This window comes from Ruminococcus albus AD2013, assembly GCF_000526775.1.
Classification (GTDB): Bacteria; Bacillota; Clostridia; order Oscillospirales; family Ruminococcaceae; genus Hominimerdicola; species Hominimerdicola alba_A.
This window is the reverse complement of the sequence record NZ_JAGS01000001.1, coordinates 3,170,074-3,195,822: the sequence shown is the minus strand read 5'-3', so window position 1 is coordinate 3,195,822 and position 25,749 is coordinate 3,170,074. Positions and strand designations below refer to the sequence as shown.

Genomic DNA, 25,749 nt, shown 5'->3' with positions numbered 1-25,749 from the left:
AGGCTTCACAATATGGGATTGGATATGCATCACAGTGCAGATTTTTCCATCGAACGTCCAAATGGTTCGGGTGACTGTTTACTTATCATATTCAAAACAGACGCTCTGCTTACTACCGATGGCAGGGATTCTACCGTATCACCTGACACGGCGATAATATACAGCGAGGGTACTCCCCAGTACTATCGGGCGATATGCGGCAGTTATGTGAACCATTTTCTGCATTTCGGCATGGAGGACGGCGACGCCGACGGGCGTGTGATATTCGACAGACTGCTTACGCCCGGGCGTGTGAGTGATGCGGAGGATATACTGCGTATGCTGAGCCGTGAACAGCTTTCCACATCGCCGAACAAGGACGAGTATTCATCTATGCTGATAAAACTTCTGCTGATGAAGGTATCAGAAGAATCTGACGGAACAAGCGATGCACAGCTTAACCCTCATGCAGAGATACTTGACGCTCTGCGTGCGGATATATATGCGAACCCGGGTCAGTTCACCTCGGTGGCACAGCTGGCTGAAAGGGTTAGGGTCAGCCCCTCGCATTTTCAGCAGCTTTACCGCAGCAGATTCGGGGTAAGCTGTTATGAGGATCTGCTTTCGGCAAGGATACGTACCGCGCAGTACTATCTTTCATCAACAGCTCTGACAGTGCGGGAGATAGCGAATCTCTGCGGATATGAAAACGAGGTATGCTTCATGCACAGGTTCAAGGAACGCACAGGTACAGCCCCGGGAGCCTACCGCAAGCTGATAAACGGTAAATGATATGGACAAGATGAGATTTGCCGAAGCGCGGAGAAAACTCCTTGAAAAGCCCCAGAGCAAGGGTATAGGCACGCTGTCGGAGAAGACTGTCCACGCGGTGCTGAAAGAGTATTACGGCGGCGGTGAAGAGAACAAGGAGATACCTCTGGGCGGATTTGTGGCGGACGTTGTTTCCGAAGACGGTGTCATCGAGATACAGACAAGGGCGCTTTATCGGCTGGAGCGGAAGCTGGAAGCACTTCTGCCATTATGCAGGGTGACAGTGGTATACCCGATAGAAGCAAGGAAATATCTGCTGGATATCGACCCCGACAGCGGCGAGCTGATATCGAAGAGGCTTTCGCCTAAGCGGTTGAAGATATGGCACGGGATAGCTGAACTTTACGGGATAAGGAAATTTCTGGGCAATGAGAACCTGACGGTGAGGTTCCCTGTGCTGACAGTCGAGGAAACTCGTATCCGTGCGGTGGAGAAAAAACGTCGGGCTGACAAGATAGACAAACTTCCCTCGGAGATGACTGAGGAAGTCGTTATACGGAGAAAAGAGGATATAGCGGCACTTCTGCCCGAGGAACTACCCGATGGATTCACATCAGCGGAGTTTGCAAAGCTATGTCGGATAAATGCCGACACCGCAGGAAAATGCATACGTGTGCTTTCTGTTATGGGTATTATCACCGAGTGCGGAAAGCAGGGACGCTGCAAGTTATGGAAAAAGACAGAGGGGTAATTCTGCATACGCTGCGGTCGGGAAACTGACCGATAACCAATAACCGATAACACAAGGTCAAAGAACGGAGGAATGAAAATGAAAAGACTGATAAGTGCTGCTGCCGCGGTAATGATCGTACTGACCATGGCAGGCTGTTCGCTTGGTAAAACCGGTGACAAGGAGAAGAGATCCGGTAAAAATGGCGACGCAGTCAATGTTCAGGATTTGCCAGAAATCGAACCCGCTAAAGGTATCGCTACTATATCAATAGTGACAGACGATGCAGGTGCTGAGGATTCCCTTGATTTTATCACGGAAACGGTATCAAGTCATATATCAGAGATGCAAGCTTCCTGGTATGATGATTACGTGATCCCTCCCGAGCCTGTTTACAAGGAATGCAGTATTACTCTTTACGATGAAAACGCCAAGGCGGTATCCGAGGAACTTCGCGGTAATGTAAAGGTGCGCGGCAACTGGACTACCACATATGACAAAAAACCTCTGCGTATTAAGTTTGATGAAAAGCAGAGCGTACTGGGCCTTAACGACGGTGCCGAAGCGAAAAACTGGCTGCTTCTGGCGAGCTACAAGGACGGTTCGATGCTTCGAGACAAGGCTTCGCTGCAAATGGCAAGGGGTATTTTCGAGAAAGACGGGCTATATGCATCTGATACTCAGCTGGTAGATGTTATCGTCAACGGAAAATACTGGGGCGTATATCTACTCGCAGAGTATCAGCAGGTAAATCCCGACAGGGTCGATATCACCGACCCCGAGAAAGACTATCAAGGCACGGATATCGGCTATTTTATGGAGTTCGACGGTTATTTCTTCAATGAGGACGACCTGCATCAGTTCAGGATGGATTACAACAAAAACGCACCTTTAACACCCTATGACGGCAATGACGGCAGTGGCAGGACAATGGCGGCACGCTGCAGCGATGACCCCGAAGACCCCAGAGACGAAGTCGGCATGACGATACACAGCAATATCTACTCGGTGGCACAGCATGATTTCATAGCCAATTACACCAACAATGTATACAATATAATGTACCGTGCGGCTTACGATGATGAAGCATGGGTATTCGATGATGATTACAAGACCATCTCGATGACGGATAAGATAACTCCCCGCGAAGCAGTTGAAAAAGTAGTTAATGTGGATTCACTGGCGGATATGTACATAATCAGCGAGCTTACCTGCGACGCTGATATCTACTGGTCGAGTTTTTATATGGACGCAGATTTCGGTGAGGGCGGCGACAAAAAGCTGACCTTTGAAGCACCCTGGGATTTCGATTCGGGACTCGGAAACAAAGACAGATGCGCTGACGGCACAGGGTACTATGCGGCGAACATCGTACCCGATGCAAACGGCGGTGTCGATGGCGGCGGAGAGTATGATTCCATCAACCCATGGCTTGCCGTGCTTATGTATGAGGACTGGTTCAGGGATATAATAAAGGAAAAATGGACTGCGGCATATGACGCGGGCGTGTTCACGGAAGCGCTGGATACCATAGAAAGCGACAAGACAAAGTACAAAGACGCATTCGAGCGCAATTATGAACGCTGGGACAACCTTGTACACAATGAGATATTTGCAAACGAACTATCAAGCAGGGCGAAGGAATGCAAAACTCATGAAGAAGCGGCAGATTATCTGCATGAATGGCTGAGTGCGAGAGTAGAATTCATGAATGGCGAGTGGGGCAAGTAAGGCTGAACAGTCAGCGCTGAACCTATTGCAATATTCTCGGAAGTATGTTACAATAGGAATGTCGTTTAATATACACTACAACATTGAAAAATCTTCTTTACGAGGTAAATAAAAATGAGAAAAAGCGGAATACTTATGCATATATCCTCACTGCCGAATGACTACGGCATCGGCAAGATGGGCAAGGAAGCTTATGAGTTCGTGGATTTTCTTGTACGCTCAAAGCAGAGCTGCTGGCAGATACTGCCTGTTTCTCCCACAAGCTATGGTGATTCGCCATATCAGAGTTTTTCGATACACGCGGGAAATCCTTATTTTATCGACCTTGAAACTCTTGAAAAGGACGGCTATCTCAAGCCCGAGGAGTACAAGGACATCAAATGGGGCGACGATAAGGGCTCTGTGGATTACGGTACGATATACGAAAATATTTTCACTGTACTGAAAGCAGCTCACAAGCGCTTCCGCAAAGACCCTGCCAAGGGATATGTGAAATTCGTGCTTGATAACAAAAACTGGATATACGACTACGGTCTGTTCATGGCGCTGAAATTCGCCCACGGCGGAAAAGCCTGGTACGAATGGGAAGAACCGCTGAAAATGCATAAAGGCAAAGCTGTCAAACAGGCTTCAAAGGACTACGCTGATGATATCGACTTCTGGTGCTTTGTGCAGTATGAGTATTTCAGACAGTGGAAACGTCTTAAAAAGTACGCCAACGACCGCGGAATAAAGATAATCGGTGATATACCGATATACTGCGCATATGACAGTGTTGAGGTCTGGGCGACCCCCGAATATTTCTACCTTGACAAGGAAAAGAAGCCCATCGAAGTTGCGGGATGTCCCCCCGATTGTTTCTCGGAGGACGGTCAGCTATGGGGCAACCCCCTGTACCGCTGGGACTACATGGCAAAGGAAAAGTACGTCTGGTGGATAGAGCGCATACGTGCGGCTTTCGGGATATACGACACTGTAAGGATAGACCATTTCCGCGGATTTGAAAGCTACTACTGCATACCCTACGGCGCACCGAATGCGAGAAAGGGTCACTGGAGCAAGGGCCCTGATATGAAGCTTTTCAAAGCGGTGAACCGCAAACTTGGTGAACTGGATATCATTGCGGAGGACCTGGGATTCCTTACAAAGAAAGTAGTCAAGATGCTTGAAGCGGCAGGTTATCCGGGCATGAAGATACTGGAATTCGCCTTTGACGGTGACAGTTCAAACGGATATCTTCCCCACAATTACAGCACTTCAAACAGCATATGCTACACGGGTACTCACGACAACGAGACTGCTCTGGGCTGGATAAAGAGCTGTGATAAAAAGACAGCTGATTTCTGCAAGAAGTATCTGAATGTCAAAAAAGACAGCGATGTGCCCTGGGCGCTGATAAGACTGTGCTGGTCAAGCGTATGCGATACGGCGATAGCACAGATGCAGGATATACTTGAACTGGATTCCACAGCGAGAATGAATACACCGTCCACTGTTGGCACTAACTGGAAATGGCGCCTTGAAAGCAGTGAACTGCTGACCGACAAACTGGGTGACAAGCTTGCAGATCTGACAAAGATCTATGGCAGAGCTCCGCATTCCGAAAAGAAAAAAGACAAGGCGGAAGAATGATCGAATACAGTCGCCGCCAACAAAAAAATCGGGCGTATGCATGACCTAATGCATACGCTCTGATTTTTGTCAATGATAACTGTACAGACCACGAGCTTTGTTTTACAAAATCATTTATCCGGTACACCGTTCTATTGCCGCATAATTACACATCTGTCCCAAAAAACGAACATCACACGCCCCGGTTATGTGTCGAATAACTGAAAAAGCCCCGAGAATACTTGAATAATCAAAAAAAAATGTGCTATAATGATAACTTGATAGTTTGTAACTTGATAAATATATCAACGGAAATATAACAAAACCAAAAAGGATGTCATATATTGGATAATATTACAAAAAACCGCGAGCAGTATAAACGGCTCTTGAATTTCATAGCCGCACTGGTGATAATCCTGTTCTTTGTAATGGGATTCTCGTTCGTGTGGTATAACTATTATAACAGTAAAATGCACGACCCCTTCTGGCATTACGGAAACTTCCTGATGATAGGCATTTACTGTGTGATGTACGCAACTTTCACAAGCCTGTTCAACGGATTCAGACTGGGCTATTCAAAGTTCATGGGACTTTTCGGTTCTCAGGTGCTGGGCATAATCAGTACAAACGCCATGGAGATAGTCCTCATCGCCCTTATCGGACGTAACAGAATGGATCTTTCCGCCATGGTGGTACTCGCCGCTATCGAACTGGTATTCGCCTGCCCATGGAGCTACGTCTTCACCATGATATATACAAAGATGTACCCGCCGCGGCGGCTGATAATCATCTACGGCAACTCAAATGCCAAGTATCTTGTAAATAAAATGGCACAGAGGACGGATAAGTATAATATCTGCGCAGCCGTCAGCTGTGAAGAGAGCCTTGATGAGATAGAACGGCGGATACTCCGCTACGAGGGCGCTATCATCACAGATATCCCCGGCGACCTCAGAAACAAACTGGTGAAGTTCTGCTTTGAACATTCCATCAGAACTTACATCAACCCCAAACTTTCGGATATCATTATCCGCGGCGCAGACGATTTCCACCTTTTCGATACACCTCTACTCCTCTCCCGCAACGACGGTCTTAAATTCGAGCAGCGTATGTTAAAGAGATTTTTCGATATCTCTCTGGCAGGTATCATGTTCCTGATACTCCTGCCATTCATGCTTATAACAGCCCTTGTCATAAAGCTCTACGACGGAGGTCCTGTACTGTACTCACAGGTAAGGCTCACCACTAACGGACGCAAATTCAAGGTGCTGAAATTCCGAAGCATGATAACCAATGCCGAAAAAGGCGGAGCACAGCTCGCTTCCGAGCACGACGACCGCATCACCCCCGTGGGAAAAATAATCAGAAAGATACGCTTCGACGAGCTCCCACAGCTGATAAATATCCTCAAAGGTGATATGTCCTTTGTAGGTCCCCGTCCCGAACGTCCCGAGCTTGCAGAACGCTATGAGCTGACAATGCCCGAATTCAAGTACAGGCTGAAAGTCAAGGCAGGTCTTACGGGATACGCCCAGATAATGGGCAAGTACAACACCACCCCCTATGATAAGCTGAAACTCGACCTCATGTATATCGAGCACCAGTCCATAAGGGAAGACCTCAGGATAATCCTCAGCACTGTGCGTACAGTATTCGTCCCCGATGCTACCGAGGGCGTTGACGATGAAAAGCCCATCGAAACAAAGCGCGACCTCATCGAGCACGATTTCAGCAAAGACCTCGGCATGACCGAAGAAGAGGTAGTCGAATACGAAGAAGAAAACGGACTGCCCAAACGCTAAAAAAACGCGGGCACCCGCAGGTCAATAAACAAAAAAGATCAGAGCGTATGCAGCCGAATGAATGCATACGCTCTTTCTATGTCCGTAAAATCATTGCCGCTGATACGAAGAATATAACAATGATATCCCGACTTATATTCACTGAAAAAATACTAATTATACAGTCCCCTTTTCCTCGTTCCCCGACGAGGACTTCTTCATTCCTATCAAGGCTACGCCGTCCGAAAACTTAGGCAGTTTAGGCAGTTCCTTTTCTGCCAGACCTTCTTCAAGCCCGGATATCAAAGCCTTTTTTCCGTAAGAAGCAAGCTGCGATAACGCCTTTTTCGCCGCGCTCCGCTGTTCGGGCGGAAGCCTTTTCAGTGCTTTCAGTATTGCCGTCAAAGATTTCCTCTTGTTGCTGCCCAGCTCGTTGAAAGTTTCACCCTCAGCTGCCTCAAGCACCGAGAATACTGCATCCACAAAGGTATGCCTGTCGCTCTCGTCCAGCGAAGATATCCAGCCCGTCATCGTCTTGTTGACGAATACACCCAGCTTTGAAAGCTCCTCCGCATAATCGAACCCGCAGCGCGTGACCTGCCATGAGTACGCAATATGCTGCGAAAGTCCGCTCGCATTGCTCTTGACTATTCGGTTCTGCGTTCTTCCCGAAAGCAGCTGACCCACCAGAGACGACTGCGGTATCACGCTTATCACCCGTGAAGTCACAGCAAGATATTCCTTCGATGCCGCCACTTCCTCGTTGAAACCGGGGCTGTCGAATGCGAATATCGCCCGCACACGCTTCCTTATGCTCTTTTCGCAGAATGCCGTAGCATATATCGCAAGATTACCGCCCTTTGAATGTCCCCCGAGTACAAGTACCTCCTTGCCCTCCGAGAAATTCTCACTCAGGTACTTCACCGCCATGCTCTGCGAAGCCGTTTCGTGCATAAAACTGAAATTCAGGTCTTCCTTCCACCCCGCAAGAGTGCTGTCCGTACCACGGAAAGCCACAAATGTAAATTTATCGAAAATGCAGGTAAGTGCCGAAAACTGCATATCCCGTGAAGAGTCAACATTATTCACGTAACCGCATATCCGCATACCATCAAACCTGCGTGATTCCGCCAGCTTGTTCACCAGCTCGATATCCTGCTCGTAGCTGACTATCCTGAGCTCCTGCGGAACTTTTTTGCCATCGAAGCTGTCTCTGAGCTCCGCCAGCGTGACCGTTTTGTCCATGCCCGCAGGTACTATCCTCTCAGCAGGAAAATAACTCAGCTCAGCAAGTATAAGTGCATCCACCGCATTGAACGGCGATACCGAAAAGGGCAGGTCGCCCCGCCAGTCAAGATAATCAAGAATGTTAGCCATACCCATCTCCTCCGCTGATATTATAACATATATTGATAAAAATGTAAAGATACTATGTACATATAAAAAACGCATATAATGCATAAGAAGAAAATTTCACTTGATCTTTGGCTCTTCAGCAGACAGAAAGAGCGTATGCATCAGTTTGCATACGCTCGATTTTTGCAGCTGTGCTATAAAGCAGGGGCATTAATTATTTCTGCTTCAGGATATCGGGTGTTGAACCTATGCCGAATGCCTGTTCGTTTTCGCGGTACTGGATAAGTGCGCGGTACATATATACATCTTCGGGGGTAGTTACCTTGATGTTTCCGCGGTTGCCCTCTACCATGTGGGCTTCCTTGCCGATACTCTTTATAAGCGTGCAGGAGTCTACAAGATTATCATAACGGTTCTCGGTTGCTCTTACCTTGTCGTGGTCAGCGATTATCTCACCGAGGTAGAAACTCTGGGGTGCCTGTGCAGCATAGGTATCCTTACGGTAGGGAACAGTTTCAACTGTCTTGCCTGTGGTGCTCATGAGGATAGTCTCAAAGCAGGGGGTGCAGGTGATGGCGTTGCCGTTCTGCTTAACACCCTCGATATTGTTGCAGATAGTATCATAGCTTACCCAGGGGCGTACACCGTCGTGGATAAGTACGATGGAATCATCGGGGTTCTCGCTCTGTGCCTTTTTCAGACCGTTATATATGGAGTCCTGACCTGTTTCACCGCCCTCGACTATTCCGCACACCTTGCTGATGGCGAATTTCTTCACCAGCTTGTTCATGTAGGGGATATAGTCTTTCAGCATTACGATATATATCTTGTCAATATCATTGTGATTCTCAAAGAGTTCCAGTGTGTGTACGATGATGGGCTTGCCGTTTATCTCAAGAAACTGCTTGGGTATGCCTGCGCCCATTCTTACGCCGCTTCCACCTGCGAAAATTACTGCTATATTCATTATATTATTCCTCCGTTACTTGCTTTCGGTCATATACTTTTTGATGAGTCCGACTACGCGCTCTGCTGCCTTGCCGTCTTCCCTGCTTCCTCTGTCGGCAAGGAACTGCTTGACATCATCGGCATATTTCTTATCATCAAATGCAAGTATATTTGCTTCCATCTGATCGTTGTTCTCAGCGATGGGGAAAGGTGTGGAATCAAGGGGATAATAGAATCCTCTTTCCTTGTCGTAGGATTTCAGGTCGTTGGCATAGATGAAGCCGGGTCTGCCTGTGAGGACGAAATCACATATCCAGCTGGAATAATCTGTGATGCCCATATCGCAGGCTGCCATAAGTTCCTGAATATCGGGGTAGAGGTTTCCCTGAAGTATATCGGGGTTGTTCCTTACTGCCTTGACATTTGCCAGCTTGTTTGCCACCTTGAAGTGGTATCTGTTTATTATCTTCCACTTGCCGCCGAAACGTTTTCTTGCGGCTTCGAGTATCCTGTTATAGTCGATATCGTAGCAATCGAGATTTCTTGCATCACGGAAAGTGGGTGCGTAGAGGATAAGATTGCAGTCTTCCTCGATATCGAAGAAATCGCAGACCTTAGCCTTGATAGCTTTCTTTTCCTCATCGGAACAGAAAAGTACATCGTTTCTGGGGTGGCCGTATTCCAGCACCCTTACCCTTTTGCTCTTCCAGTAAGTGGTACGGTATACCATGGTTTCAAAGGAAGAATTGGATATCATGAAATTGGTTATCCTGCCTGCGGTCTCGGCGCATTTTCTCCAGTGTTTATCGCTTACTGCGTCGGGATCTATCTTTTTAAGACCCATAGAACCGTGCCATGTGTTTATATATATCTGGTTGCCCTTTTTAGGAACATAGTTCCAGGGGAAGTTTACTGCGTTATCTACCCAAACCCTTGCGGTAGCCATCTCATAAAAATGTTCGAGAGAATTTCTTCTCACTACTCTTACCTCGGGCGGGAAAGGCAGAGGCAGGCTGTCCATTATCTTTTTGGTGGTAACGAACACGATATCATAGTTAAGACCCTGTCTGATTATCTCATCGCAGATATACTTGGGGTTGCACTCATATACATTATTATAATGCATGAACACTATCTTATTCTTTTCGACCTTATCCCTTGTGCTGTATGATATATATTTTTTCATCAGATAGGATATCAGCAGGTCGGTCTTCTGTCTTGCACGCATGAAAGTGAACTTGAAGAAAGATTTTTCAGCGGCACGGCGCTGTATCTGACCCAGCTTGCCTTTTACTTTATACTCACTCATTTATATTTCCTCCGTTTGAACGGGGTCATTCCCCGTATTTTCCAAAATTTACACTGACCACGTCATGACCTGCTTTTCGCAGGCTGGCGGGAATAAGTTTCATATAATCTCCGTAGGAATATTCCAGATACTTGTCATAATTTGAGGGTACGGGATATTCGCGGTCTCCGAATCGGAGATATTTCGGTCTGCCCAGCCACTTTGCGGGGAATGCCCCGTGACGAAGATGTTCGCCCGTGCCGTCGTAAAGACTATGGGTGGGGAACTTATCAAAAAATGTGACTGTGCGCTCCTGTATTTTTTCAAGTGTACGGATATCGGTATGCTTTATGAAAAGTGTAGTAAGCCTGCACAGCAGTTTCAGTTTTCCGTAGAAGTGCATAGGTGTGCCCTCCCATTTATGGAAGACCATCGACCTCACGAAAAGGGTGAGGAACACATGGAGTTTCTGCAGTGCTTTGATATCCGCTGTTTTATCGTGTACGAATATATCTATGAATATACCCTGATGCATATTGCCGAAGCGGGACGAGAACCGTGTTTTGAACTCGGTGCCGTTCAGCCTTATCTTGGTGAATATGCTGTGGTATTCGCTGTCGGTCTCAGATGACTGGAAGAAGAACTCATCGCTGTTTATCTCGCTGTTCACCACCGAAAGAAAGCGTTTATAGTCATCCCTCAGCATCATTACATCCATATCGTCGTCCCAGGGTATCATACCGCTGTGACGTACAGCGCCTAAAAGTGTACCTCCGCCCAGATAATATTTTATACCGTTCTTGCGGCATATCCTGTCGAATTCGTTAAGGCACAAAAACAGGGACTTGTGCAGAAGCGAGAGTTTTCCGCCGTAGGTATTATCAAAGCAGAATAACTTATCCCCGTGCTTTTTTGAAAAGTCCAGCATGAAAATGCTGTCCTCATAGGAAAGCAGATGTTCAAAGCCGCCAGACATGAGGGACTTTGCCTTGATATTGCATCCACCGAAACCGCAGTAGTACACACCGTTTCTGATATTCTTCCTTGATGCCATGAACAGTGCGGCATTGAAGACATCATGTATAACGGACGAACTGTTCTCACGGGGAGTTCGGCTGTGGCTAAAACCTGCGCCGAATATCATGCCCGTATAGAGGACTGCGCATTTATCTCTGTATTTTTCAGCTTCCGCGGGTATATCCGTTATGAGGATATGCGGGAAGATCTCAGCTGAGGGGACAACGCCCTCACAAAAAGAAAAGCGACAGCACAGCACTTCTTCATTGCCCGAAAGCGGGACATCAGTGCAGTACACGTCCTTTTGTTCAAATATATTTTCAAAGGTATGTTTTATCTGTTTATCTTCACAGAAAAGCATTATGCCGCGGCGTTTGAGTATATCAAAGCGGACACAGTCTGATTTTACACAGCGCTGTACCCAGTCCTCGGTATAATCATTAAGCACATTTTCGGACAGCATAGCTGCACCTCCTGTATCTTGGCAGTATTGCCTATACATTATATCACTATTCACCTGAGTTGTAAAGCGAGTAAAGTCCCGCAAGCCAAAGTTTTAGCGATATTAACAACTAAACAGACTTAATCGGGATAAATTTATGCTGATTCCTCATGTAAAAAGCAGGGACGTTCACTGCATATAGCAGGAACGTCCGATGCTGCATTATGGTAAAAGGTGAATTTTTACTGTCCTTCGGGGAGGATTATAGCGGCTGCGATATAAGGTATGATACCTACTCCGCCCATGCACGCAAGAATAACTGCGCCGAGTCTTACGATGTTCACATCAACATTGAAATATGCTGCAATACCTGTGCATACGCCTGCCAGCATGGAACCGTTCCTTATCCTGTAAAGCTTCTTTTCCATATTTATACTCCTTTCGGTGTGCGACTTTACTGATTACTGAAATTATACTATTGTTTCCTCGGTTTGTCAATACCGTCAGAGGATATCTTTATCGGTGGTGTTATTGGTATTATCGGGGGTGATATCCACAACGGGAGAGTAATTCTGCTGCGGCGCCTGACCCATTGCTGAGGCTGCATCAGGTACCTCGGGAAGGAAGATAGCTGCAATTATATATGCGATTATTGGAAGTCCGCCTATGCAGCAGCCTGTTACGCAGGCTATCCTGATGATATTGGGGTCGAGGCCAAGATATGCACCTAATCCGCTGCATACGCCTGCGATCATTGATCCGTTTCTTACTCTGTAAAGCTTATTTCCGTTCATAATGTTATCTCCTTTCGGGTGTCTGCAAATAATTTTTTCGTTTTGTGTCGTTTATGTTTTATATTATTATACCTTAAAAACTATTAAATAATCTTTAAATACGGGGCTCAGTTTTTCCAGGGGCGTTTACTGCCCGTCCAGCCCTGTTCCTGCCAGTGCTTTTTGTCGCGTTCGTTGATGCCTTTTCTCTGCATAAGATGCATACCGAAGAACACGGCTTTTGTTTTTAAAGATGGTGTCACATGACCCGCACGGCTTTTTATGGCATTTGCCATGGCGGTGGTCTTTCTGTCGATGGCGGCGCGTTTCTTGTCGGATACGCTTTCCCAGTCAGTCGCCATTACGCCCACGCCGTATTTGTATATCTTACCTATCCCCCAGAAGAACAGACTGTCGCCCATATCCTTATTTGTTTTCCCCATGCCCGCACCTGCGGCGGTGGATATGCACACGCCCTGTTTGGTGAACATTCTTCCGTCGGGTGAATGTACCATCCAGCGGTAGCCGTAGTGGTCTAGAAAAGCTTTCATCGCACCTGTTGCGTGGAAGACGTAGACGGGGCTTGCGAGTATTACCACATCGGCATCATCTATTGCTTTGGTTATGGGTGAAAGTTTCTGATAGTGGGGACATTTGCTTTCGTGTTCAAGAAAACAGCGGGTACAGCCTGTGCAGAATTCTCCGAAATCCCTTGGCAAGAGAAATTCAGCGAGTTCTCCGCCTATCTTTTCGCCCAGCATATGTGCTATGTTGTAGGTCGAGCCTTTATGGCTTTGTCCGTGGATTATGACCGTTTTCATACTTACCTCTTATGATGGTATCCTGAAATGATATTATTTTTCTGTGGAGATCGCGCTTCGTAAGATAGTCAATCTGTCACGTGATACAGAAGCCTGCAATGAGTTCCCGAAACCCGATACAGATATCAGCGGGTGACCGTCATCGTTTCCGATATCCGTGGTCATGCTTTCATTTTCTGAGATCTCTGTGCAGGTATCTCCGCCTGCCATCGCCGTAACTATGACTGATATGATGACAGGTATCATGATAGCCAGGAATATTTTTCCTGTGATATTCAGTATTCTCTTCATTTTATTGTTTCCTTTGGTCTGTTCTTCACATTGCGGGTCTGACGGTATTTCTGTTTATTATCCGTGCAGTGCCCAGATGGTTATCATAGCATCGTATACGCCGTGGCATATCATCAGCGACAGCAGTGTACAGCCCTTTATCTTATTTCTGTATGTGCAGAATATGAAGCCTATCACTGCGGTGACAAAGATCTGTGCTATATTTCCTCTGAATACATGGAATAGTCCGAAGAGGAGGGACGAACCTACGGCGGCATATATCTCTTTGCCGAAAAGGCTTTTCAGTTTACTGTATATAAAGCCGCGGAACACCAGTTCCTCTGCGGCACCTACCGAAAGTATGCAGTAAGCGAATTCGTATACGAACTGCCATGGTTCGGTATAGGACTTCCCGCTGTTTACGTATTCTCCGAATCCTGCGAGAACGGGTATGCCTGTCAGCACCAGTGATGTGCCGAGACCCAGCCCGATGCCGATAAGTATCTGTCTGAGGATACCTTCCTTTTCAAGCCCTAAGTCGGCGGGGCGCATTTTATCCTGACGGATAATTATTATCGGTATTACCGCTATCGCCCAGTAAAGGACGAACATCAGCGGAGCGCGAAGCGGGACGGGCATATTCATTGCTATTTTGGCATTGAACATATTCAGCATGAAACCTCCCACCATGCTGCCCATAAAGCCCATCGTAAGGCTTAAGAGGTCATTATCACGCTGTTTTGCCAAACGTGCCGCGCTTACTGTTCTGCCCTTTTTCCAGACGCGCTCTTTTTTTATTCCATTGGTCATATCATGTCTCCGTATATTCTTATTATGGCTGACGTTTGATTTATGATCTGTGGGATATCGGTCAGTTATCGAAAGTGATCTTGATATCGCCTACGCCTGTATCGGTATCGATGGAGTATTTCTTATTGTATTCTTCCTCATTGTTGGTAAGGGCGATCTCACAGTCGCCTGCACCTGTGTCAACATCTATATCGCCGTTGACTTCACCGTCGAAGTTGAAATCACCTGCGCCGATATCTACATCAAGACCGCCTGCTATGGAATCGGTGAGGGTTATATCCCCTGCGCCGATATCGATCTTGACTTTGCCTGTACAGCTGATGCCATCAGCGGTTATCTCGCCTGCGCCTGAATCAAATGATGCTTCTTTGCACTTGATATCAGAAACTGTCAACTCACCTGCGTCAACTTCAAGGTCGAGTTTTTTATACTCCTTTGCGGGAAGATAGAGAACTGCGTCAACTTTCTGACTTCCGTTAATGAAATTGAAAAAGTTAGTGAGGTCAAATTTCCAGCCTTTTGTAAGATCGACCCTAAGAATTCCGCCGCTTTCTTTTATCACATAGTTCTTAGGAACATCGCCCTCGATGTGGATACTGTCGTCAGAAGATGTGCGCACCTCGAGTTTGCCTGCGCCGACATCTATCTCTACGGATTCGGTCTTGCCGAGATCGATATCTTCGGAAACCGAGACAATGTTGCCATTATAGGACTTTGCGGCATCTGAGGTCTTATAGAATACTGCACCGCCTATCAGCATTACAGCACCAACAACTATCAGGCCGACGGAGAAGTAAGGGAAAACCCTGCGGGTGGTGGTATATGTCTTTTCTTCAAGATCTATATTATTCATAACGCTGTCCTCCTTTTCCGAATATCTTTCCGAAAATGCTGCGCATACCGTTTACACAAGCGCCTGCAAGTCTTCTGATACCTGCGAAGCCTGGTCTTGCTACAAGACCGAAGATGCCCAGCATTATCATGCCGATACCTATCATCATGATGCCTTCGGGAGTGTATTCAAACAGGCTTACGATGCCCGAAATCACCATTGAAAATCCGCCTGCCACCAGCGCGATAACGATGGCGAAAAGTGCTGCAAGTATGCCGAAGAGTACACCGCCGACAGCTGCAACAACGCCTATCCACAGGGGGAAAGTCACGATAAGGAGGATTATCTTGAGAAGAGTATTATTACGGGTGGTTCTCTGTTCTGCTGTCATTGTGGGATCGTTGAAGCTTCTTTCAAAAGCGTTTTTAGCCTCGTTGATAGCACCGCCGATCGCCTGATTTGCTTTTGTAGCCGCATCAAAGAATATTCCAGAAGTTGCAGCCGAAGTGTACTGACCATTGCCGGTAGTGTTTGTATTTTCATTAGCTGTATATCCGTAGCCGTAATTGTATGAACCGTTCTGCTCGTTTTTTTCCTTGCCGACTTCTTCAAATGCAACATCCTGAACGTCATCAAATGGCGCTCTTCTTGCCTCTCCTACTTCATAGGCAGCATCGCCTTCGGTATGGATACCGTTTTCTATAAGTATCTCCTTGGCAAGTGTTTCGGGGTCACCCAGAGTCTGAGCTGTCTGTTCGTCACTGCCGTAACCAGCATCAAGGAATATCTCCTCATAATAGCTGAGCGCGTCCTCGATATCCTCGCGGGGCAGCCCGCCTTTTTCAAGGTTATATCTGAGGCTTGTAAGAAATTCAAGTCTGTTCATTATCGTCCGCCCCCTTGTTCATCAAAATACTGTCTACCTTTTCTTTATGTGTCTGCCATTCCTGACGATATTCTTCCAGTGCTTCGTTACCCTTAGGGGTAACTCTGTAATATCTTCGGTTCCTTCCCATAAATTCCTTATCATAAGTCTCCAGATAGTCGTTTTTCTGGAGCCTTCTGAGTACGGGGTAGAGGGTCGATTCCGAGATATCAACGGCTTTTCTGAGGAACTGTGTTATCTCATAACCGTAGGTATCGTCGTTCTGTACCACCGAAAGCACCATAGCGTCCAGCAGTCCTGCATTGACCGGAAATCCCATATTCCTGCTCCTTTCTTTGATAACTCTGTGCATAGTCGTTCTCCTTACCCGCGGGGCGTTTCTTTTGTCTTTTGTCTGATGTCATCTCGTCTCTTTTGCTCTGCATTGCATTTTATACTGTGTAATATATTTTTTCTCGCAGTATATCGAACTCTGTAATATCTTTGTTCTGATGATATTATACGACGTATAATATCATTTGTCAATACAATATTGTGAAAATCAAAGTACTTTGTATATCTGCACAATATTACAATCCTTTCAATTTGCAGAATATAACATCATGCATAATGTCATGGCATTATATGGTAGCAAAGTGGGCTTCTATTATATAGAGTGTACATAATATAGGATGATCTAATCAAGGTGAGATGACCGAGAGTATGATTAATTAATCGTCGGAGAAAATTATGAAATCGCGTTCATAATTTGAATTGTATATTCTGCTATCAAAACCGTTATCAAAGAAGATGAATTAGCAATAATGCTTAAAATCCTCTGGAAAATACTGGCATTAGGCAAAATTTCCTTAATAAATAGGAATAATTCTGTATAAATTAAGCTCTTCAGTGCAAAAGTTTAGTTCAGAATTGTACAATTATTATACACAAAATTCCGGCACCTGATGGGGCAGATCGGTTAATTAAGTCGGGGGCAAAATTATGAAATCTCGTTCATATTTTAAATTGTGTATTATGCTATCAAAAGCGTTATATAAAGAGATGAATTAGCAATGATGCTTAAAATCCTATGGAAAATACTGGTATTAGGTAAAATTCCCTTAATAAATAAGAAGAAATCTGTATAAATTAAGCTGATTTGAGTAATAATTTAGGAGATATCTGTACAATGATCGTACACAATTAAATATCGGAATAGTATGGTACTTCTCCCTCGGAAATGCTTGGTTAAAAGAACTAACACAAGTTGTATAATATAACAATAAAAACGTTTTCTAAATTACCGAATTAGCAACTATGCTTAAAATTTGCTGGAAATATATGGCATTAAGCTTCATTTTCTTAATAATTGCAAAAAATTAAGTACAAATTCTGCATACACCGAAACGAACTGTCGATAAAGAAGACATTTTTTGTATATAATTTTATCCACCGAATTTACTCTATGCTCTTACACCGAAAAATTTCGTATGATATTTTCGGTATATATGATTCAAATATTGCGATTTCTGGTAACAGCCGATCGTTGTATGTCCTATCCTCATTTTTTAAACCATTTAACTCACGTTGTACAATACCACAAATAGTATATATTATAAACAGAGGAGTTAGCAACAATGCTTAAAATCTACTGGATAATATTTCCATATAGTCAAAATTCATTAATAAGTGGGCGAAAAATTGTATAAATAAAAACTGCTCGGCAACAATAATCAGAGCAGCTTTAAATCGTTTGTATATAATCATATCCATGCGAAAATCCTGCAACATTATTTACGCAGATTTTCGTTAATTGTTTACGGGAGGTCATATCATGCAGGATTTTACAGACAAGACAGGCATCACCAAAGAGCGTTACAAGCATATGTGTGCCGCCGCAGAGCGCGGGAGCAAGTGGTACAAAAATGTGCCAAAGGCTTTTATTATCGGCGGGCTGATATGTGTTGCAGGGCAGGCGCTGTCTGCCATGTACAGCGCTTTTGGTCTGGGTGAAAAGGCAAGCGCGGCGGCAGTTTCCATCACGCTGATATTTATTTCCGCACTGCTGACAGGACTTGGTATCTACGAAAAGATCGCAAAACACGCAGGCGCGGGAACTCTTGTGCCGATAACGGGTTTTGCAAACTCGGTATGCGCTCCCGCTCTGGAGTTCCGCACAGAGGGCTATATCACAGGTGTGGGTGCGAAAATATTTATCATCTGTGGACCAGTGATACTTTACGGCACCCTCGCAAGTATCGCCTACGGTCTGCTCTGCTACTTTTTCATATGAACAGCTATTGCTGTCATGCGCATACTTTCTGTCATATCACAGCACGCAAAGAAGGACTGCCGCATAATGCAGCAGTCCCTCTCTGTGGAAAAAATTAAGATGAATGATCATGTCTTAAACTTTATTTAAGGCATTATGCTTCCTCTTCGGTTTGAGAAACTTCTTCAGTCTGAGGGGTCTCTTCAGTCTGAGGTATCTCGTTTTTCTGGAGAAGCATCTTTTTGCCCTTTACATGAGCAGCGATCAGTGTAATATCGGAAACATCAAGAACGCCGTCAAAATTAACGTCAGCTCTCTTGAATTTATCCTTAACGAGCATTCTCTTGCCCTTTACATGAGCAGCTGCCATTGCGATATCGGTAACATTGATCTTGCCGTCGTTGTTAACATCGCCTATCAGCCAGTTTCCTTCTGCCACTGTAACAGTTACGCAGGCGGGTTCACTGTCATTATGGTTCTTATCGCCCTTTACCTTATACCATACATAGTATGTACCCGATTCATCAGCTGTAGGTATCTCATCGCCGAATGCGTCTTCATCAGGTGTTGTCTCAGCATCTGTGGTCATTGCAAAGAGCATATCTCCGCCGTCGCAGTCGCTTGTGGTGATAAGCTCCTGAACTGTTCCGTCTTCGGTCAGCTCATTTGCTGTCGGTGCAGTGAAAACAGGATCAGCCTTTTCGATAACAGTCTCGATGCAGGCAGGCTTAGCGATCACCAGATTATCGTCATTTACCACCTCGTACCATACATAGTAATTACCTGCGTCCACAGCGCCGGGGATATTCTCGGAATATGCATCAGCTTCGGGTGCAGTCTCCTCATCGTCGCCCATAGCATAAACGAGTTTTCCTTCCTTTACCTCACCTGCGGTAATAAGATCCTGTCCGCCGCCGTTGTATACCAGGGGACTTATAGCCTCCGGCTCCTTAGTGATAATCTTCTCCCATACCGCATACAGTACGGTATCAGTTTCCGGTATCGTAAAATCAGCTCCGTCAGCGTAAACAACAGTCTCACCTGCGCTGTCGGTATCCCAGCCCTTGAACAGGTAGCCGTCTCTTACGAAATTATTTGTGTTCAGTTTTACCAGGCTTTCTGGCGTCTCCAGCATGGCTTCCATATCACCGGTTCCGCCATTGGCATCATAGGAGACCTGTGCAAAACTTGCATCTCCTGCAAACAGCTTAGCTTTCTTAGTTACTGTTTCTCCTGCAGGTATCTCGATCGTCCACGACCATGCAACAGCGCTGTCACCGGTAAACGTCGATGCATCTTCTCTGTTTTCGAATACTTTGACTGTTTGATTATCAACAATATCACGGTAACCACCATACCACATGGTCGTGAAATTTCCACCGCCGGGTATCAGCATAAACTGTATCGTGTTATCCTGTTTGACCATTTTTATACCGTTTGCTGAGAATGAACAAGGTGCATTATCATCACCGCCTATACTAACATCACCCCATGAGCCTATTTTCACTGTCTTGGTTTCATTGGTGGTGTTGGTCAGGGTATAGTTTATATTAACTACTTTTCCACTCAGCTGCGCCTTTACATCTGCTGTTACACCATCAGATACATATTGCTTTCCATAAGCAAATCCTTCAAATTTTATCGCGGCATTTTCTCCGACCTGCATCACTGTCAAGTAACCGCCATCACCAAATGTAGTTAGGATATAGTTATCTCCGTCCTTGCCCCTCACATTGAATCCTCTACCTGCAACTGAATAAGCAACATATTCGTTCTCTTCGGACTGTGGCACCTCAGTTTCATCCGCACTTGCTGTAATAGCAGTTCCCGCCAGGAAACCACCTTCATAAAGACTTGCGGGTGCTGCACCCGCTACCATCATTACTGCCAGCATACCTGCTAATACTCTTCTTGATCTTCTTATTTCTTTCATGCTTGATCCCTCCTGTTATCATAATTGCCCCACGGGCTTAGTCATCCCGTCCGGCATATTATCGACGTATGGTCAATGAAAAAGGTCGAAGCAAGCCTGCTGTCTGTCAGATCATATATCAACAGCATAGCTTTAACATCTCCTTTTGATGAATATTTTTTACAAAGCACAGTATAGTTTTGTATATTCACAACTATATCACAAATTTACGCCTTTGTCAATACAGTCTGGTTAATTTATCCAGATTTTGTAATAACACCACAAATTATGCCAAGTTTGTATAGTAACTATTACATATAAATTAAATGATTTTAAAAACTCATATTCACCCGTGCGAATTTGCCATATTTTCCTGTGCAGAAATAACTAAAAAGCACCATAATGCCTTAACAGCATAATGGTGCTTTGGTATATCATTTTTGTATCTCTGCTAAGATACAGTTCACATCTTGGCTCTCTGCTGATCGCCTGTCTCAATTGTATTTTCCCGAATTATCGGAAGTAACGTTTTATACTTCCTCTTCAGTCTGAGGTATCTCGTTTTTCTGGAGAAGCATCTTTTTGCCCTTTACATGAGCAGCGATCAGTGTAATATCGGAAACATCAAGAACGCCGTCAAAATTAACGTCAGCTCTCTTGAATTTATCCTTAACGAGCATTCTCTTGCCCTTTACATGAGCAGCTGCCATTGCGATATCGGTAACATTGATCTTGCCGTCGTTGTTAACATCGCCTATCAGCCAGTTTCCTTCTGCCACTGTAACAGGTATGCAGGCGGGGTCACTGTCATTATGGTTCTTATCGCCCTTTACCTTGTACCATACATAGTATGTACCCGATTCATCAGCTGTAGGTATCTCATCGCCGAATGCGTCTTCATCAGGTGTTGTCTCAGCATCTGTGGTCATTGCAAAGAGCATATCTCCGCCGTCGCAGTCGCTTGTGGTGATAAGCTCCTGAACTGTTCCGTCTTCGGTCAGCTCATTTGCTGTCGGTGCAGTGAAAACAGGATCAGCCTTTTCGATAGTAACATCAGAGTAAGCAGGTTCATAAGATTTGTAGTCAGATTCTTCAGTTACAGATGTTTTATACCATACTCTGTATGTACCTGCATCTGTAGCGGTGCAAGAGTCCTGCCAGAGCTCACTGTCTTCAGCGGGAGCTTCAGAAACGTCTGAATCAGTTATCGCATACTTTGGAGTTACGCCTTCGGCACTAGAAGGTGATATGTTTACAAGAGCCTGAGCATCGCCATTATACGTAAGACCTTCAGATGCCTTGAAAGCAGAGCTGAATTTCACCTGTGTCCATATAACATTGCCGTTTTCGTCAAGAGTTTCCTCCTGTCCGTAGTAGACTTTCATTTCATTGATATCGAGCATAGCAAGCTGGAAATCAGGATAGTAACTTCCACTTGAATATGTCCAGAGATAAAAATACAGTCTGTCATTCTTATCTATCGGCACCTCACCCTTTTCAAACTCGAATGTCTGCGAGCCCATGTAAGGTTCGGAGCCACTGCCGTAAACATCAATAAGTTCCATATCCTTTAGGATATTGCTTCTTGTTTCGTCCTTATTGCCTGCAGTTTCCCAATCTATATTCTTTTCACTATCTTCTAAAGACGTACTTTTGCCGCCGTAATAGCTTACATATTCACCTGTGCGGTAAATAGGCTTTGAAGTCATTACAACACCGTTACAGCCTGTACCGTAAGGCCACTGCCATTTAACGGTTATCGACTGTACACTGTTATCATCATGCAGTGTTACATTTCCAACCTCGGGTCTGAAGTGAGCATAGTCGCCTGCACTAGCGGAGATAGTTGTGTTAAACAGCCCAACGCTGCCGAGATTTATAGGTGCTGCACCCGCTACCATCATTACCGCCAGCATACCTGCCAGTACTCTTCTTGATCTTCTTATTTTTTTCATGACTGATCCCTCCTGATACTAAAACTGCCAGTAGGTTTTATTACCCCGCATGGCATATTATCAACATATGTTAAATTGTAAAAAGGCAAAAGCAAGCCTGCTGTCCGTAATATCAAAAACGAACAGCATAGCTTTGACAGTTCCTTTTTAATGAATATTCTTCACAAAACGAATTCACGTTTTGTATATTCACGACTATATCATAAATACACGCAATTGTCAATATCATCCGATTGTTTTATTTCGGTTTTGTAGTATAACCACAAATTATTCCAGAATTATATAGCGAATATTACATATAAATTAAATGATTTTAAAAAATATCTATTCGCACAAACTTGATATAATTCCCATTCAGGAGCATAATAAAAAAAGCCGTTCCCAGATGAGAACGGCTAGTACAGTTCTTGTTCAAGCGACCGAAACGTATCAGTATCAAAAAAATCAGTTATACTTATATCAAGTCCATCACAAAGCTTTTTTATCGTTACTATGCCAATATTTTTTGCTTTGCGGTTAACTATATCATTTACAGTAGATTGCGTAACACCCGATAATGTTGCGAGTTTATTTACAGTTATGCCACGCTCAATACAAAGCCCGACAAATCGCTCAGCAACAGCATCGGAAATACTCATATTTATGCAGTCCTTTCGTTAAGATGACATAAATATGATACCATTTTTTGTGAAGTATTATTAACGGTTTACCGTTGACTTATGGACGCTCGTATGTTAAAATATTATTAACGATATAACGTTTTAAGACTAAACGAAAGGACTGATATTATGAATTGTAAGAAATGCGGAAAGCCTATTGAAAACACCTTATTTATCTGCCCTGATTGTCTCGAAAAACTAAATACAACTAATAACACAATCACAGTAAACAAAGCTACCCAAAACAATAATTCTAATAATTTAGCTACAATGATTATAATATGCTTGTTAGTTTTCGTTCCCATATTTTGTTTACTTATAGGTAGCCATAATAATCATTCCAATGATACTTCTAGCAGAAAAAAAAATGATAGTCTTTTACAGTTTGGCACTCTTTTAGAAACAAATGAATACACCGAAGATGGAGAAAAAATAATTGTTATAAAAGCAAAGATCACAGGTAGTTTAACAAACAATATGACTATTGATCAAAATTATTTTAATATAGAATACTTAATAAAAAACCATAACTTCAATAAGTATGACACTATCGTATACTGGGCTGTTGCAGATATGACAGATGGATCAGAGTCAAAGGTTATTTCTTTTACTGTTGATAAGCCATTGATCGATAAAGTAGCATCAGGCAAGTTTCCAGCCAATCAAATGGGAAAATATGTATCGGATCTATGGATTTTACCTTCTCTTACAGAATAAATAGTGCGCCACCCGCAAACCAGCGAGTGGCGCAAATAATTATGAATTATGAATTCTTAATTATGAATTGAATTACAACTTAGCTCTGTCCTTAGCTCTCTGCTGATTGCTCAGTGTTCTCTTTCTGATACGTATGCTCTTGGGAGTAACTTCCAGCAGCTCGTCATCAGCCAGGAATTCCAGTGCGTCCTCCAGCGACATATTTCTGGGCGGGATAAGACGCAGAGCATCGTCCGAACCGCTTGCACGGGTGTTGGTCAGATGCTTTCTCTTGCAGACATTTACTACCAGGTCATCAGACTTGGGTGATGCGCCGACTACCATGCCCTCGTATACCTGAGTACCGGCAGATATGAACAGTTCGCCTCTCTCCTGTGCATTGTACAGACCGTAGGTAACAGCCTCGCCTGTCTCAAATGCAACCAGAGAGCCCTGTGCTCTCTTGGGGATATCGCCCTTGTAAGGCTCGTAACCCTCAAATACCGAGCTCATAATGCCCTCGCCCTTTGTATCGGTCAGGAACTCACTCTTGTAGCCGAAAAGTCCTCTTGCGGGGATAAGGAATTCAAGTCTCATTCTGCTTCCGATAGGATTCATAGCCTGAAGCTCGCCCTTGCGGCTGCCCAGCTTCTCCATTACAGAACCTACACAATCCTCGGGAACGTCAATTACTACTCTCTCGATAGGTTCGTTCAGCTTGCCGTCTATCTCACGGTACAGCACACGGGGAGTGGATACGCCCAGCTCGTAGCCCTCTCTTCTCATATTCTCGATGAGTATGGAAAGATGCATCTCACCTCTTCCCGCAACACGGTAGGTATCAGCATTGTCAGTCTCGGATACTCTCAGGGATACGTCCTTCAGCAGTTCCTTGAACAGTCTGTCCCTGATGTGACGGGTAGTAACGAACTTGCCCTCTTTACCTGCAAAAGGCGAGTTATTTACCGAGAATGTCATCTCGACGGTAGGCTCGCTTATCTTTACGAAAGGCAGGGGCTCGAACTTGCCGAATTCGCATATTGTATCACCGATAGTGATGTTCTCGATACCGCTTATACATACGATATCGCCTGCCTTAGCCTCGTTGCAGGGAACTCTGTTCAGACCCTCTATCTGATACATGGTAACTATCTTGCCGCGGTATTCCTGCTTGGTGTTGTGGAAATCACCGATGCTTACGTCCTGATTTACCTTCATAACACCGCGCTCGATACGACCGATAGCGATACGTCCGACGTACTCGTTGTAGTCGATAGCGGATACCAGATACTGCATACCGCCGTCTTCTTCAACCTCGGGAGCAGGTACATAGTTCAGTATCATGTCAAACAGAGGTATCATATCTGTACCGCCGTCCATGGTCAGTGAAGCAGTGCCGTCTCTGCCCGAGCAGAACAGTACAGGGCTGTCCAGCTGCTCATCGGTAGCATCAAGGTCGAGCAGAAGTTCGAGAACCTCCTCAACTACCTCTTTAAGACGCGCATCGGGACGGTCAATCTTGTTAACAACTATTATTATCTTGTGACCCAGCTCCAGAGCCTTCTGCAAAACGAAACGGGTCTGAGGCATAGGACCTTCAGCAGCATCTACCAGCAGCAGAACGCCGTTTACCATTTTCAGTACACGCTCTACCTCGCCGCCGAAGTCAGCGTGGCCGGGAGTATCGATAACGTTTATCTTAACGTCCTTGTACTTTATAGAGGTATTCTTCGCCAGTATAGTGATACCTCTCTCTCGCTCGATATCGTTGGAGTCCATGACTCTCTCTTCAACAGCCTGATTCTCTCTGAAAGTACCGCTCTGCTTGAGCATCTGGTCTACCAGCGTGGTCTTGCCGTGGTCAACGTGGGCGATTATAGCCACATTACGCAGATCTTCTCTTACCATTTTTCTTCCTCCCATTTTTTGCAGAAGTTTTTTCCTACCTATTACCTATTTATTCCCATTTTTTTAATTGAGTCTAATCTTCAATAATTTAAGACTCTTCTGAGGGCACTGTAACGTGCAATTTAACGAAATGCCCCAAACAGCAAAATAACCCTGCGCTCAGCGCAAGGTCACTTTCAGACAATATATTATAGCACATCATTATCAGTTTGTCAAGCATTGTTGGATTATTATTTTTTGTTGACTCTTTGAACAATGTGTGATATAATTAATTCAAGTTACAGCAACTGCATAACTGATCCATAAAAGAGCATGATCGGTC

At 44.8% G+C, this 25,749-nt stretch carries 23 protein-coding genes; 7 read left to right on the top strand and 16 right to left on the bottom strand.

Annotated features, from left to right (window positions below; genetic code table 11):
- Nucleotides 1-12: 12 nt before the first annotated feature.
- The 5 genes from N773_RS0114360 (at nt 13) to N773_RS0114340 (ending at nt 6,624) form a co-directional block, all read left to right on the top strand.
- A complete protein-coding gene (locus N773_RS0114360; RefSeq protein ID WP_242840394.1) occupies nt 13-771 on the top strand; it encodes an AraC family transcriptional regulator in 759 nt (252 codons plus the stop codon).
- A 1-nt stretch (nt 772) separates the two neighbouring features.
- Nucleotides 773-1,501 carry a hypothetical protein gene (locus N773_RS0114355; protein WP_024858436.1) on the top strand — a complete coding sequence of 243 codons (729 nt, stop codon included), beginning with the start codon at nt 773-775 and terminating at the stop codon, nt 1,499-1,501.
- Between the two features lie 78 nt (nt 1,502-1,579).
- Nucleotides 1,580-3,211: a CotH kinase family protein gene (locus N773_RS0114350; RefSeq protein ID WP_024858435.1), complete on the top strand. Its 1,632-nt coding sequence runs from the start codon at nt 1,580-1,582 to the stop codon at nt 3,209-3,211.
- A 114-nt stretch (nt 3,212-3,325) separates the two neighbouring features.
- Nucleotides 3,326-4,843, top strand: a complete 1,518-nt coding sequence (gene malQ, locus N773_RS0114345; RefSeq protein WP_024858434.1) for a 4-alpha-glucanotransferase — start codon at nt 3,326-3,328, stop codon at nt 4,841-4,843.
- Nucleotides 4,844-5,166: 323 nt separating this feature from the next.
- Nucleotides 5,167-6,624, top strand: a complete 1,458-nt coding sequence (locus N773_RS0114340) for a sugar transferase (RefSeq protein WP_051454293.1) — start codon at nt 5,167-5,169, stop codon at nt 6,622-6,624.
- A 156-nt stretch (nt 6,625-6,780) separates the two neighbouring features.
- Here the strand turns inward: N773_RS0114340 and N773_RS0114335 are convergent, their stop codons facing one another.
- From N773_RS0114335 to N773_RS0114280, 12 genes are all read right to left on the bottom strand, one after another.
- Entirely contained in the window at nt 6,781-7,980 is a 1,200-nt protein-coding gene (locus tag N773_RS0114335) for an Mbeg1-like protein (RefSeq protein ID WP_024858432.1), read from the bottom strand.
- A gap of 193 nt (nt 7,981-8,173) precedes the next feature.
- Nucleotides 8,174-8,926 (bottom strand): IspD/TarI family cytidylyltransferase, encoded by a 753-nt coding sequence (locus N773_RS0114330; RefSeq protein ID WP_024858431.1) that lies wholly within the window; start codon nt 8,924-8,926, stop codon nt 8,174-8,176.
- A gap of 15 nt (nt 8,927-8,941) precedes the next feature.
- A complete protein-coding gene (locus N773_RS0114325) occupies nt 8,942-10,216 on the bottom strand; it encodes a CDP-glycerol--glycerophosphate glycerophosphotransferase (protein WP_024858430.1) in 1,275 nt (424 codons plus the stop codon).
- Nucleotides 10,217-10,241: 25 nt separating this feature from the next.
- On the bottom strand, nt 10,242-11,675 hold the full coding sequence (locus tag N773_RS0114320; protein WP_024858429.1) for a LicD family protein: 1,434 nt from the start codon (nt 11,673-11,675) through the stop codon (nt 10,242-10,244).
- A gap of 221 nt (nt 11,676-11,896) precedes the next feature.
- Complete coding sequence (locus tag N773_RS0114315; protein WP_024858428.1) at nt 11,897-12,082, bottom strand: PspC domain-containing protein; 186 nt, start codon at nt 12,080-12,082, stop codon at nt 11,897-11,899.
- Between the two features lie 75 nt (nt 12,083-12,157).
- Nucleotides 12,158-12,448, bottom strand: a complete 291-nt coding sequence (locus N773_RS21890; RefSeq protein WP_024858427.1) for a PspC domain-containing protein — start codon at nt 12,446-12,448, stop codon at nt 12,158-12,160.
- A 107-nt stretch (nt 12,449-12,555) separates the two neighbouring features.
- Nucleotides 12,556-13,248 (bottom strand): flavodoxin family protein, encoded by a 693-nt coding sequence (locus tag N773_RS0114305; RefSeq protein WP_024858426.1) that lies wholly within the window; start codon nt 13,246-13,248, stop codon nt 12,556-12,558.
- Nucleotides 13,249-13,281: 33 nt separating this feature from the next.
- Nucleotides 13,282-13,539 (bottom strand): hypothetical protein, encoded by a 258-nt coding sequence (locus N773_RS0114300; protein ID WP_024858425.1) that lies wholly within the window; start codon nt 13,537-13,539, stop codon nt 13,282-13,284.
- Between the two features lie 57 nt (nt 13,540-13,596).
- Nucleotides 13,597-14,328, bottom strand: coding sequence for a CPBP family intramembrane glutamic endopeptidase (locus N773_RS0114295; RefSeq protein WP_024858424.1), 732 nt, complete (start codon nt 14,326-14,328; stop codon nt 13,597-13,599).
- A 61-nt stretch (nt 14,329-14,389) separates the two neighbouring features.
- Nucleotides 14,390-15,181: a DUF4097 family beta strand repeat-containing protein gene (locus N773_RS0114290; RefSeq protein WP_024858423.1), complete on the bottom strand. Its 792-nt coding sequence runs from the start codon at nt 15,179-15,181 to the stop codon at nt 14,390-14,392.
- Entirely contained in the window at nt 15,174-16,046 is an 873-nt protein-coding gene (locus N773_RS0114285; protein WP_024858422.1) for a DUF1700 domain-containing protein, read from the bottom strand. Before N773_RS0114285 ends, N773_RS0114290 begins: the two co-directional genes overlap by 8 nt.
- Nucleotides 16,033-16,365 carry a PadR family transcriptional regulator gene (locus tag N773_RS0114280; RefSeq protein ID WP_024858421.1) on the bottom strand — a complete coding sequence of 111 codons (333 nt, stop codon included), beginning with the start codon at nt 16,363-16,365 and terminating at the stop codon, nt 16,033-16,035. The genes N773_RS0114285 and N773_RS0114280 overlap by 14 nt, the downstream gene beginning before the upstream one ends.
- A gap of 1,494 nt (nt 16,366-17,859) precedes the next feature.
- Between N773_RS0114280 and spoVAC the strand changes: the two genes are divergently transcribed.
- Nucleotides 17,860-18,318: a stage V sporulation protein AC gene (gene spoVAC, locus N773_RS0114270; RefSeq protein ID WP_080678349.1), complete on the top strand. Its 459-nt coding sequence runs from the start codon at nt 17,860-17,862 to the stop codon at nt 18,316-18,318.
- Nucleotides 18,319-18,451: 133 nt separating this feature from the next.
- Here the strand turns inward: spoVAC and N773_RS0114265 are convergent, their stop codons facing one another.
- The 3 genes from N773_RS0114265 to N773_RS0114255 form a co-directional block, all read right to left on the bottom strand.
- Nucleotides 18,452-20,230, bottom strand: coding sequence for an InlB B-repeat-containing protein (locus N773_RS0114265; protein ID WP_024858419.1), 1,779 nt, complete (start codon nt 20,228-20,230; stop codon nt 18,452-18,454).
- Between the two features lie 509 nt (nt 20,231-20,739).
- On the bottom strand, nt 20,740-22,164 hold the full coding sequence (locus tag N773_RS22970) for a dockerin type I repeat-containing protein (protein ID WP_024858418.1): 1,425 nt from the start codon (nt 22,162-22,164) through the stop codon (nt 20,740-20,742).
- Between the two features lie 395 nt (nt 22,165-22,559).
- Nucleotides 22,560-22,802, bottom strand: a complete 243-nt coding sequence (locus N773_RS0114255) for a helix-turn-helix domain-containing protein (RefSeq protein WP_024858417.1) — start codon at nt 22,800-22,802, stop codon at nt 22,560-22,562.
- A 150-nt stretch (nt 22,803-22,952) separates the two neighbouring features.
- Here N773_RS0114255 and N773_RS21365 point away from each other — a divergent pair, with 150 nt between their 5' ends.
- Complete coding sequence (locus N773_RS21365) at nt 22,953-23,540, top strand: hypothetical protein (RefSeq protein WP_024858416.1); 588 nt, start codon at nt 22,953-22,955, stop codon at nt 23,538-23,540.
- Between the two features lie 72 nt (nt 23,541-23,612).
- Here N773_RS21365 and typA read toward each other — a convergent pair whose 3' ends face one another.
- A complete protein-coding gene (gene typA, locus N773_RS0114245) occupies nt 23,613-25,427 on the bottom strand; it encodes a translational GTPase TypA (RefSeq protein ID WP_024858415.1) in 1,815 nt (604 codons plus the stop codon).
- Nucleotides 25,428-25,749 lie beyond the last annotated feature (322 nt).